This window comes from Pedobacter anseongensis (assembly GCF_037482965.1).
Lineage (GTDB): Bacteria > Bacteroidota > Bacteroidia > Sphingobacteriales > Sphingobacteriaceae > Pedobacter > Pedobacter anseongensis.
Genome location: NZ_JBBHKB010000004.1, coordinates 152,422 through 165,256, shown reverse-complemented (window position 1 = coordinate 165,256; position 12,835 = coordinate 152,422). Strand labels below are relative to the sequence as shown.

Sequence of the window (12,835 nt, the reverse complement as noted above, 5' to 3'; positions counted from 1 at the left end):
ATGGTGAAGAGTTTTATTAAGGTCTTGGAAACGCAACACCTTGAATCGAAAATCTTGGATAATTTTGATCGGCATCAATCGGGATAAAGTGGATCATATCTAACCATGTGGCATTACTACTGCCCCCGTTGGTAAGATTAGTTAACCTGATCCAGTGTCTATCGGTAGTTTTAATATCTACTGTACCCGCTAAACGACCTACCTGGTTATCCCAACCCGAACCATTTACGGTATTCGTTCCAACAAGTGTTCCAAATGTATCAGTAGTTAACGCCATGTACCTTTTAAAGCCATTGGTAAGCATTAGCGGATCTGCTGATGGAAGAGAAGCTGTGGATGCACTCACCCCCGAAGAACTTAAATACTGCCTAAAATCTACAATATTTGGCAAGGTTTGTTCGCCTGGTCTACCGACATCTACGCCTACTTGGAAAGCTACAGAACTACCATTTTGATTATAGCAAATCCAAACTTTATATTTTCCTTTTACCAAAATTGGTGTTCTTAATTCCATCCATTGAGCCCTTAACGTATTTGCCCCCATAGATAGATTAAAGAAATCGTTCCCATTATATTTACGCACTGCATTCGGTACAACTACGCACTCGTAGTTAAGGGGTTGATTGTATTTCGAAGGATTGTTCCATATTAAACCACTTAAGGTACTTTCCCCGTTTGCATATAATGGAATAGTAGCAGCAGAAGCTCCCCGCCATTTAGGGTTTGCTCTTAATTCAGGTTGGTCGGCTACATCCCAATACACAGCTGTTTGAACTCGCACTTTAATGGTAAAAGCTTTCTTAACTTCATGATAAACCCCATTTGCTGCTGTTACATCACTATATGTTCTATTAATAGCTACTCCCGGTTCAACAACCCCATTAAATTCATCCTCATTTAAAAGCACATTTTGCCCTGAAAATTTGGTAGTGATTACTTCATTTGGAGCTAGGGTATAGATGGCTGGTGTGGTAATGATATCAGGCACATAGGTTGGGCCAGTAGAGATATGATAAGCCATATAGAGCCATAAACTGTCTGCATGACTTTGCGGATTTCCCGATTTCGAATACCGCTCTTTAAAACTTGCATAGGTACTAAATCCAGCTGCTTTTAGTGCTGAATCTGATTCTAATATTACGGTTTGGAATCTTCGAGTGGTGTCTTGAACAGTTGCCCCATTCACATTTAACGAATCGTAAAAACCGGTTTCCTTTAAAGCTTGTGTAAAATAGGTATATCGAGCATTACCTTCAATACTTTTTGCTAAACTTAGGGTAGCGGGTAGAAGCACATGATCTACTACATGAATAATACCGTTACCTACCCGAACATTAGATTTAGTAATGAAGGCTGATTTATTTACCACATAGCTAGTAATTCCACTTTGAATTTTTGCACCAGTTTGTAAATATTGTCCATATAAAGTAATTTGAGATAATTTTCCATCAGTAAACTTATTCGTTGCTATAGTATCTGGAAGCAAATGATATTTAATCATATCTTTAAGCTCTTCAACACTCATTTCATCAACTTTAGTTTTACCTTTGCTTTTAAGCCACTCGTTTACCGCTGCATTAGAGGGTGTAAACAACGTATACTTACCATAGGCTGCCAAAAATCCAGCCGTTCCTGATCGTTTAATAATTTCAGTCATTAACGAAAACTGTTCAGGATTTTTTTCTAAGTAGCCGGTAATATTTACATCTTCAGTTGTAGTTTGCTTGTAATTTACTTGTTTACAAGAATTGATAAATACAAAAGCAAAGGCGCAGATTACTGCCATTACGGCAAAATTGCGAATATTGTAATTACGTTTCATAACAATCATTTATTTGGTGTAAAATGGATTTTGAATTAATTTTGGATCAACAAACAACTGCTCCTCACTTATAGGCAAATAATGGCTGTTTTTATCTTGAAATTTGGTAATAGCCGATTGTTGTACAGCTGGCGATACCGTTGATGCAATCATCTCCGTTAGCACACCAAGTCTCCTGTAATTATCTCTTTTAGCCACGCGTAATAAATCATACCACCGTTTGCCTTCGAACGCAAACTCTCTTGCTCTTTCATGTAAAATATAGTCTATAATAGCATCCGAATCGCTAGGATCTGGGGTTTCAGCTGTGGTTTTGACCGCACCACGTTTTAATCGGATGTCGTCTATAATAGCAATAGCTTCTGCTCCAGCATTGGTCAAGGCCAGTGCCTCGGCTTTTAGCAACAACACGTCGGTAATACGGTACGCTTGCCAATTTACATACGAAGGATTTTCGGTACCCCATTTTACAATAGTTAAGTCGTTAGATCTAAAAGAGTTATCAGCTCTTATATCGAAAATACGATCCGGATCCACATCGTCGGCCACAAATGAACTTGTGATCAGATAATCAGATGCGATATAACGTTTTGTACTTGAAATCAATAGGTTGTAAAAAACATTTGGTACCGAACCTGTCGACAATTGATTGTTAAATTCAAATATCGTTTCTGTTGAACTGCCGTTAAAGAAAACGTTGGTATACCACGATCCATTGGCAGCTTGCATACTGAATAACTGTGAGTTAATTACTTTATTGCATTCAGTTATACAGCCGGTATAATTATCCATCCAAAGGTACACATCTGCCAAAAGCGTATTTACCGTATATTTAGTAACCCTACCCTTATTCACGAGCGAACTACCATAGCTTATTACCGCAGCTGCTTCAGCCTCTTTTAAATCTGAAACAATTTGTGTGAGCACTTGAGCTGATGTGCTCTTAACGAGTTCTTCTAAGTCGGTATCTTTTGCCGATGAGGTTAGTTTTAACGGTACATCTCTAAAGGTTCTAACCAAATAAAAATACATCATTGCCCTAATGGTTAACGCCTCAGCTCTATAGGCATTCAATTGTGAATCGGTTAAGGTTGGATCATTTTGTTTAACTCCTGGTGCATAGTCTAACACCGTATTACAGTAGTTAATTGTACGATAATAAGCTGACCAACTGGTTAAGGTCGATCCTGCTACAATATTATTATCGAACATATCACGTTCCTCTATCGTGCTTCTAAGGCCTGGATCAACCATATCTGCTCTGAGTTCCCCATGTATAAAAATCCACTCTGTCAATGCCTTATCACCCACTCTAGGTGGTGGTGCTAATAATGAAGTATAAATTCCTGCAACTGCAGCTTGAATATCTTCTTTTGTCTTCCAAAAACCTTGTCGGGTAATCCCATCACGAGGCTTAACGTCTAACCACTTGTTACATGAACTTACGGTTATCAATACTAACAGCAAGCTTACTTTATATATTAATTTCTTCATGAGTTAAAAATTAGCAGTTAAACCAAAAGTTAAAGTCTTTATAGGCGGAGTAGTCGAGTTATCAACCAGGGTTGAAAAGGCCGTCTGTCTTATCGCTACCTCTGGGTCTTGGCCTGTATAACGGGTAAACGTTAGGATATTTTCCATCATTAAGTTCATACTCAAATTTTTCATACCTAATCTTTTCATAAAGGCCTTGTTAAAGTCATATTTAACGGTCACGCTCCTTAAACGTAAAAAACTAGCATCTTCCACGTAACGGTCTGAGCCTAAAAAGTTATACCCACCACCATATACAGCTCTTGGCATATCGGTTACATCCCCTTCCGATCTCCATCTACGCAATACCGCAGTACTTTGATTCGAGAAGCCATTCATGCTTGTCGTCGAAATTTTTGTACCGTTAATCATATCATAGCCATAACGATAACTAAAGTTGGCGCCAAACCTGATGTTACCAAAAAGTGTAATTCCAGTACCAAACCCTCCTGTTAACTTAGGATTTGAATTCCCCAAATACACAATATCTTTATAATCTATATTCCCATCGGAGTTAATATCTTCATACATTGAATCGCCTGGTTGGAAAACATAATCGATTGATGGATAAGCGAAACGCATATATACTTTTTGTCCATTTGGACCAATGATCTGATTGCCATTCTCATCGAGTGCGATGGTTGAGTTCAGATCTTTATATACCCCTTTAAATCTAAATCCGTAAAAAGATCCGAATGGGTTATCTTCTTGTACAAAAACTTTAAACCTATTATTTTCGGTAATTTTTACATTGTTTTCTCTAGGGAAATAAGGTGAAACTTGACGAATAATATTCTCGTTATGCGAAATATTAAAGCTATAATCTATTCTTAAATTTTTCTTTTTTACTGCAAGGCCGCTTACACTAAACTCCCAACCTTGATTATCCAATGTTCCAACATTCATATCTACAGCTGTATAGCCATTGTAATTAGGAATCGATAATCCTGGGTAAAATAGATCCGTAGTACGTTTGCGATAGATATCAAAATCCATATTCAATGCATTTTTAAACATCGATAGTGTAATCCCGGCATTCAGCTGCGCTACCTTTTCCCATCTCAAATCGGCAAGTTCTAGATTGCTAGAATATACACCTGCCTGCCCTAAGTAGCTAAAGCCATAGTTTTGATAAGTATTTAAGAATGTATAATCATACCTCGGTGCATTTCCAACTACGCCATAACTAGATTTTAAGCTAAGATTGTCGATAAATTTGGCCGTATTTTTCATGAAGGGCTCACCCGAAATTCGCCAAAGCCCCGAAATAGAAGGAAACAATCCATAACGGTTATTTGGCCCAAATCTAGAATTTCCATCTCCACGAATACCAGCATTAAAGATATAGCGATCTAAAAATTTATATTGGCCACTGATCAACAAACCAACAGATCTACTTTGTGCGAAACTAGAATAAGCAGACCCTGTAGCATTATTTCTACTTTCTATGGATGGATCGGCCAAATAAGATGAAGCAGTATTGGTTGTAAACATCCCTTGTCCAGTTCTTCTACTATCGTTACTGTCGAACCTACTAAACAAAGTTAGATCATGTTTTTTTCCAAGTTGAGGGGTATAAGCTAGGGTAATATTTGATGCCATTGTAAAGGCATCTCCATCGCTATCTCCTGCAGCATTTACACTGGCATCCGTGAATGGTCGTCCAGTTGCAATTTGAGGTAAAAACGATTTAACTTTGGTATTGTTAATGTCGACTTGGAAATTCCCAGTTAACAATAGTTTATCTGGAATAATTTGATACCTCAAACCAAATTTCGGCAATAAACGTTCACCTAGCTGATGATTTTCAGCAGCCAAAGCCATAGCCAAGGCATTATAAGTTGCAGCGGAATTATTTACAATAAATGTTCCTTGTGCAGTTGCCACAGGGCTAAAAAAGTTTGAGGTGATATTTCCGTATTCATCATATTCAAAAACAGCTTGATTTGGCATTTTTTGATAAGCAACATCTCTTATTCTGCTCGTATTTCCTCTATCATTATATAAGTTTCGGCTATCAATATGTGTATACACAATATCTGCACTGAATCTAATTTTCGTCGATACCGTATAATCTAAATTTACCCTTGCACTCATACGGCCAAGACCTGTTCCCTTGGTTGTACCCTGATTGTTAAAATAATTAACTGAAGCACGGTATTTAGCTTTCTCGCCACCACCCGAAATCGAAAAATTATGATCTTGTAAATAGCCAACACGAGTAATGGCATCTAACCAATTTGTATTGTTGCTAAAGTTATAATAGTTATAAGGGTCGTTTCTATCATATTGAAATTCTTTCGCAAATTCTGAGGTAGAAAATTGACGGCCTGCATTGTAAAATTCTTCTAAAATTAAGGAAGAATACTGGTTACCATTTAGCATTGGTACAGGGCCAGGTTGTTTAGCATACGAACCTTTAAAGTTGTAAGAAATTGCTGGTGGACCAATAGACCCTCTTTTTGTTTCGATCACCAATACTCCATTTGCCGCTCTTGAGCCCCAAATAGCCGTAGCAGCAGCATCTTTAAGTACACTAATCGTTAAAATATCAGAAGGTGAAATATTTAACAATTGTCCGAAAGCATTTTCATCAGAGCTTCCCAGGTTAAAATCTGAAGGAATAGAAATATCGTAAGGCATTCCATCAACCACAATTAAAGGATCTACTGCACCATTAATTGAAGAAATACCACGAATTCTGATTTGCATGGGTGCACCAGGATCGCCACTGGTTGATGTAATATCCAGACCAGATAAGCGACCTTGAAGGGCCTGATCTATAGATGCAGCTTGCATATCTTCCAATTCTTTTGCATTGATCGTTGCTATTGATCCCGTTAGATCTCTTTTATCAATACTCATTCCACTACCATTATTCGATTTTACGCGGCCAACAATGGTTACCTCATTCATCTGATTATCTGCACTCTCTAATTGAAAATTGATGATAGCCTTATCTATAGCAAGTGGTGTGGTAGATTTATAACCCAAATAAGAAACTCTTATTCGGTAAGTTTTATCGGTTACAGGCAATGAATAATTTCCGTCTATATCAGAAGAAACACCCCTTACCACACGACCATCTTTATCAAGCAACACTACTGATGCTCCAATAATTGCTTCTTTATCTTTTTTATCAATAATCTTTCCTTTTACGTTGGTGATTTGTACCTGTGCATTAGCCACAATAGATACTAGCAAACAGCAAATGATTATACAAAAACTGTATATATATTTTTTTGTCATCTTCATGGATCGTTAAAATTGATATCTTAAATAATTGTTGATTTGGTGTATTACTGCTCGATTAGAAAGTACATTACTTGCGTCTGTTGGACCTAATAGTACATTAGTTGTTCTATTGGCAACGTCTCTTAATGTTAACGTAGTGGTAGTATTTACCGTAACGGTAATTTTTGCGGCATCACCTCCATCGTTTTTAAGTAACGATTCGAATTCCCCACTCTTCTGTCCATCACTGGCTACTGTAGCTTTATTGATAATATGGTATTGAAGAAACCTCGCCACTTTATTTTGGTCCAGTGCATTAGTAGAATTATACGTGGGCACCCCTGTGGTAACATTACCTGGTAATATTCCATCTTTAACGGCTTGTATAATCGCTGCTTTGTTAGGAATAAATACGGTATAAAACACACCATCAGTGAGGCCAGTAAATGCACCTGTTGATGCAGTATATAAAGGGCTATTTTTTAAATATTGAAAAAAATCATAATAGGGGTCGGTAGCCAATGTTCCATATTTTTCGATGCGCTTACCAATTGGCACTACGGTATAGGTTAATGCCTCTTTACCGTAAACTGCTGCCCCATTTACTGCCGTAGCTATCGAATCGACTGGGATAGTTTGTTTATTTACGAGAACGCTATCTTCAGTTCCAGCTGAGATCAATTTACCTGCATTATATTTAACATATTCACCATTAGACGCTTCTAATATTCCTGATCCAGTAGCAATATTTGGAACTGCACGCTCGCCTAAAGGGATGATGGAGGTTTGTAAAATTCTTTTAAAAGCTTGGTTGTCGCCTCGGATTGGGGCGTTAGGGTAAAATGGATCATAATAAAAACCCATTTTTATCAAGGTCTCATTTGGGATCATTACAATCAAGTAACGAAGTGTGGGGGTTTTGAGGGGAATAGTTAAGCCGAAGAAATTTATGGCTTGTTTCATGATACTGTAATCGGGGTCGAGATTTACATTCCCATATACTGTAGAAAATACATTTGCATCTTGTGCTTTATTTATTCCATACAAATAACCATTACTTAGCGCTTGCTTATCAACAACATCGGCTAAAGTACGCTTGCTTTCATCGCCAAGTGCATTTAAACTCGAGGCGAACTTACTTGGCCAAACTGGATTTAAAAAAAGGTGAGAATTTACAAAGTCTTTAATTACGTCGGCAGCAACCACATACAATTCATTTAGGTTTTTAACCCCTCTTTTTCCCCAATACTTTAATAAAACATTTTTTGCATACGTATTTACTGCTTCATTTGTTGGCGCAAAAATACTGTAACTACCTTGCTGGGCATCGTTCGCATCTAATTTTAGAAAGTTCTCGTTATTTGGCGCAAATGCTAATAAAGTACTGTAGTTTTTAACATATACATTTGCTGCCTTACCCGATAAAACTTCATAGCGATGAGAAATATCTGTATTTAAGTTATAAGACACGAACTTGTCTAATAATCCTTTGAACGAACTATACTCAGGTTTGGCGCTAACGTATTGATCGATACTTAATGGCGGCACGAGCACTCTATCTATTACATGAATGAATCCATTTTCTGCGCTGATATTATATTGACCCTCTACAATATTTGCTGGACCAACATTTTTCCCTGTATAGGTAGAACTTGGGTAGAAATAGGTATAATCAGTTGGAGACAATCCTGCAAACCCCATAAAAGGTGCAAAATAATAAGGTAGGTTCTTATTATTAAAATCGGTGGTAACGAAACCACCATTTCGGTTTGAGGCTACAGCCTTAATCGCATTTCCGTTGTTATCGACAGCATCATATACAAAGTCGTAATAAACAGTACGACGTCTAAATGCATTATTCTTAATAAAACCTTTATTTGAGAAATAATCCGTTAACTTTTCTACCTTCTCTCCATCGTAGGTCATCGAATATCTTACAATTGAAGAAGCCAATTCTGGAGTTATCGTAGAAATGTTATTGTCTGTTAGGTATTTTGCAAATGCTGCATCAGTTGGTGCGAAAACCGTCCACGATCCAGATGCACTTAGCGCTTCTTTATATCCAGATTTATCAATACACTCTAAAAACTTAGTAAAATTTCCCTTTTCTTCTAGTTGCTGGTAAATCGGATCACCCAAATTTTCGGGCCTACCATAAAATTCATCAAATTCCTTTTTTCTGCAGCCAGTTAGCAAAATGATAAGCGTCAGTAAGACGATTAAAGGTTTTGGTAAGAGTTTAATCATAGCAATTTTATTGAATAAAACGGCTATTACTTCAAGCATAAAAAGCACATTCAGTCCCTATCAAATAGACCTGTAAAACAAAAATAGTAAGATAAGGAGTAGCGTTTATTTCATACTTAGCAATAACAACGTTAGTTTATATTTGGTTAATGGGTTATTATATTTTTTTACTTATTCTCAACTTTAATAAACGTCTAAACGACGATTAATTAATTTTAAAAAAAACAACCAAAGCAACTATTTGATCATTAAAAAATAGGCCGTGATGTACATGAAATAAAGGACTAGAAATGTCTAGTAGAATATTTCATACAGTTAGTTAAATTATACTTGGTTAAAGGTTATTGTTTTAACTTTTTAAATGTAAAATTTATTTCTTAAACCCCCATCCTGTACCATCCTGTCATTTTATTATAAAATATTATCACAAATAAGATATTATTGAGTGTTCCAATACTAAATCGATTTACTTTAGTGTTAAGGGGGCATTATGTTAAGTTTAAGGGATAAAATATTTTTTAAAAAATTAATTAAATGGAGTTATAGATACTGGCCCGATTAGGCCTGAAGGCATAATATCCCATTTTGAGGCATCGAAATCTTTATAATTTATATCCACGAAATTAATTTCATGATAATTTCTCCATTTAATTTTGTTGATGTCCATGTTGCGTATGCGATTGGCCATTAAGTTTACCACTTCAACTTTTATGGTATTTGCACCTGCTTTTAAGTACTTGCCAATTCTAGCTTCGAATGGTATACTCCACAAAATACCAACAGCTTGTCCGTTAACATATACCTTTGCGCTTTCATCAACCTGGTTTAAATTTAAAACATATTCTTTAGCGTTTTTAACTGGAAGGGTGAAGGTGGTAGTATATACGCCAGTTCCAGAAAATGACTGCAGCTTTCTATCATCTACGTTTGTCCACGAAGTTAACTTAGTTAATTGCTGATCTGCAGGTAATTCAGGTCCGCCTTGCGTAAAGTGTAGATTCCAAGGATTAGTGAAAGGAATAGTAGCCGATGGTTTTTCTAAATAAGACCATTTATTACCTACTATTTGATTTTCCTTTGTAATTTTTAAAATAATACTTTCTCCTGATTTTAATTGAACTCTGGTTTTAAACTGGTTATTTTCTACTTTTGTTGCAGCCAAACCAAATGTCCCATTTAAAGGATCCATCATCACTACTTTTCCATTTTCGTTTATGGGCAGATAGGTGTCTACGGCTTTATCGGTATGGTTTACAATATAGTAATACTTCCCTTCAGCAATGGTACGGCGGATAAATTGCAATCCTGTATCGGTTAATCCTTCCCTTTTTAAGGATTTAAACTGTAAAGCTTGTTGAACATCATTGGCTAATAGTACTTGCCCCTTTCCTACTTTAACTTGTTTAATCCCCTTAATTACTTCCACAAATTCTAGCTGTGCTAACGCTTTTTTTAATTGGTTTTGTCTTGCCGATAAATCATTTAAACCTGGTACATCTTTAGGTAATTCTTGGAATATAATCGTTGCACCTGCAGTTGCCAATGCCATTATTTCCGTAAAAGTGGTTAAACTCATCATTTCACATTGCGGAATAATAAGTGTTTTATAGGGCGATGAATTTGCGGCGGTTTTTAATAATCCCTTTTCTACAGCAGTTTGCGCAATTAAATTATCGGATGCAAAATCAAATGCATAACCCACTTTAGAAAGATTAATTGCTAGTTTATAAAATGGTGTTGGATGCAACCACTCGTCTACATCATGCACTTTCAACGCCATATCTAATCCTTTAGCATTATTCCAAACGTCATAAACTGGCCAGTAAAGCAACAACTCATTATCGGGTTTGCCCGATTGAAGTACAGATTGGCAACGTGCGATATACTTGTTAAGTCCATCGATTTGTGGCCACAAACTATTTGTTGGGTTCATTTGAACCGATGCATAGAATAACCAACCTGGCCAAGGGGCATCGGCCGGCGAATTCGTTGTACCATGGTAAAAAATATGATTTACGCCGGACAAAAAAAGTTGTTCAGCTTCTGGTTTACATTGTGAAAACGAAGTTTTAAAATGTTCAGTTAACCATGTAAAAGTTTCTGAAGATACCAGCTGTTTACCTGTGGTGTGAGCAGCTGATGATGCAAACTTACTCATCATAGGGTCTGGATTTACATTTCGAACATCCGCTGCATTTCTGCGAAGCCCCGGGATGGCAAAATGACTTGAGCCAAAGGTTTCGGTTTCTGGAATATCAACGGCGCTATATAAATCTAATAAATTGCCCGGCGAACCATGAGATTGGTTTTTAGTTAATGATTTATATTTATGCGCCCAAGTTGTCCACGGTCTAGTAAAATTATTTAACAATAGTTCGTTCATTGTTTCCCGGTAATCGGATTTAACCCTAGCAATAGTTTCGCTATTACCTTCATCGCCCACCAATTCTTTTAAATAATTTCTTAAATCGTATCCTCTATTTTTTTTAAATTCTTCGAAAAAAGTGGGTGTCCAATTGGCGCCATACACTTCATAGCTATCGTTAAAAAATGAGCGTATGCCTTGTGGTTTATGGGTGAAAGCATTATCGAATCGCGTTAAATATACTGCTACCGAACCTTTATCTAAATGATCGAGCGTAAAACCGGCCCCACCTGGGGCTGCACGCTTTACAAGTTGACGGGTTTTACCTGTAAAAAGGGCGTAAATTTCCCAGTTTCCTTTGGTGGGCGACCAATCTAGATTCCCATTTTCATCAACTTTGTTTAACAGATTTAGTATTTCACCTTTATTGTTGTATGCCGTTAGTGCCTGTAGTTTAGCTATTTCCTGCTTCGCTTCTTTTACTTTAATGGCTTCATTTAATTTTTCGCCTTCCTTAAGCCTATATTTTTGGGTAATGAGTTTAGTAGCTGCATTTTCGGGTTTAATTTGGGGGCCACCAAAAGGCCAGCCTGTACCTGTATTCATATCAACACCCAAACCCAGGCTTCTTGATTTGTTAATGGTAAATTGAAGCATACTCATCCATTTTGGCGATAGGAAATCGATATACTTATTTTCGTATCCAACAGCGCCATAAATTGGCGTAATTTCTACACCCCCTATTCCGGCTTTTTGGTACGTTGATAAGTTGGTGGTTAAGTTCTTTTCATCCACAGCACTACCCATCCACCACCAGCGTACCCATGGTTTCATTTGTTTCTCTAGGGTTGGCCAAACTGTTTTTTGGGTTTGTGCTGATGAGAAATTTGCTAGCGATAATGTTATCAGGATTACTGCGAAAAATCTTTTCATTTTATTAAAATTTATAATCGGTTTATTGCCGCCGAATGGCTACTTCTTTTATTCAGTTTTAATTTATGTTTTTAGCGGTCTTCATGCTTGCTGCGCAGGTTTTTTCGGGTATCTTATATTTTTAAAGTTCAATACTTCCAATAAAGACAAAAACAAACAAGTATTAAACTCCCGGCTGCTTGTTTTTCTATTTATGTTGGTGCGATGGCTAATTAGTGCATCCCGAAAAACAAAAGGCCGGTTTAAGAGCAGAACGGAGGTTCGGTGGTTTTGCATAATGTCTAACCCTATCCTTAACTTTAACTCGTCTTAATCCAGATGAAAAACCTCAATTAAGTTGGTGTTTACTGGCGAGTTATCTGGGTTCGTTTCCATAATATCGGCCATATAAGCCCACCATCGTTGAACAATTTCGGTATCGCCTAAGTTTTGCGATGATTTTCCATTTTGCTGCTGAACGGCAAATAAAATATTGGTTTCCTCGTCCAAAAAAATGGTATAATCACTAACCCCATTCTCTTTTAACAGAGCCGATAATTCTGGCCAAATGCTATGGTGCCTTTTTTTATATTCAGTAGCATAGCCTGGTAAAAGCTTCATTTTAAAAGCAATTTTCATCTGTTTATAATTTTGTTTTTAGTTGGCAGATGTTCCTTACCATTAAATAATCATACCCCTGTGTATTTAATGATTCTTTAATC

Annotated in this window: 6 protein-coding genes; all 6 read right to left on the bottom strand. The window is 36.9% G+C overall.

The features are described 5' to 3' along the window. Positions 1-16: 16 nt before the first annotated feature. Positions 17-1,822, bottom strand: a complete 1,806-nt coding sequence (locus tag WG904_RS14860) for a fasciclin domain-containing protein (protein WP_339580123.1) — start codon at positions 1,820-1,822, stop codon at positions 17-19. Positions 1,823-1,831: 9 nt separating this feature from the next. After that, positions 1,832-3,316, bottom strand: coding sequence for a RagB/SusD family nutrient uptake outer membrane protein (locus tag WG904_RS14855; RefSeq protein WP_339580122.1), 1,485 nt, complete (start codon positions 3,314-3,316; stop codon positions 1,832-1,834). Positions 3,317-3,319: 3 nt separating this feature from the next. After that, on the bottom strand, positions 3,320-6,559 hold the full coding sequence (locus tag WG904_RS14850) for a SusC/RagA family TonB-linked outer membrane protein (RefSeq protein WP_339580121.1): 3,240 nt from the start codon (positions 6,557-6,559) through the stop codon (positions 3,320-3,322). 57 nt (positions 6,560-6,616) lie between these two features. Next, on the bottom strand, positions 6,617-8,836 hold the full coding sequence (locus WG904_RS14845; protein WP_339580120.1) for a fasciclin domain-containing protein: 2,220 nt from the start codon (positions 8,834-8,836) through the stop codon (positions 6,617-6,619). 526 nt (positions 8,837-9,362) lie between these two features. Then, entirely contained in the window at positions 9,363-12,134 is a 2,772-nt protein-coding gene (locus WG904_RS14840) for a glycosyl hydrolase (protein ID WP_339580119.1), read from the bottom strand. Positions 12,135-12,443: 309 nt separating this feature from the next. Further along, complete coding sequence (gene rhaM / locus WG904_RS14835; RefSeq protein WP_339580118.1) at positions 12,444-12,752, bottom strand: L-rhamnose mutarotase; 309 nt, start codon at positions 12,750-12,752, stop codon at positions 12,444-12,446. Positions 12,753-12,835 lie beyond the last annotated feature (83 nt).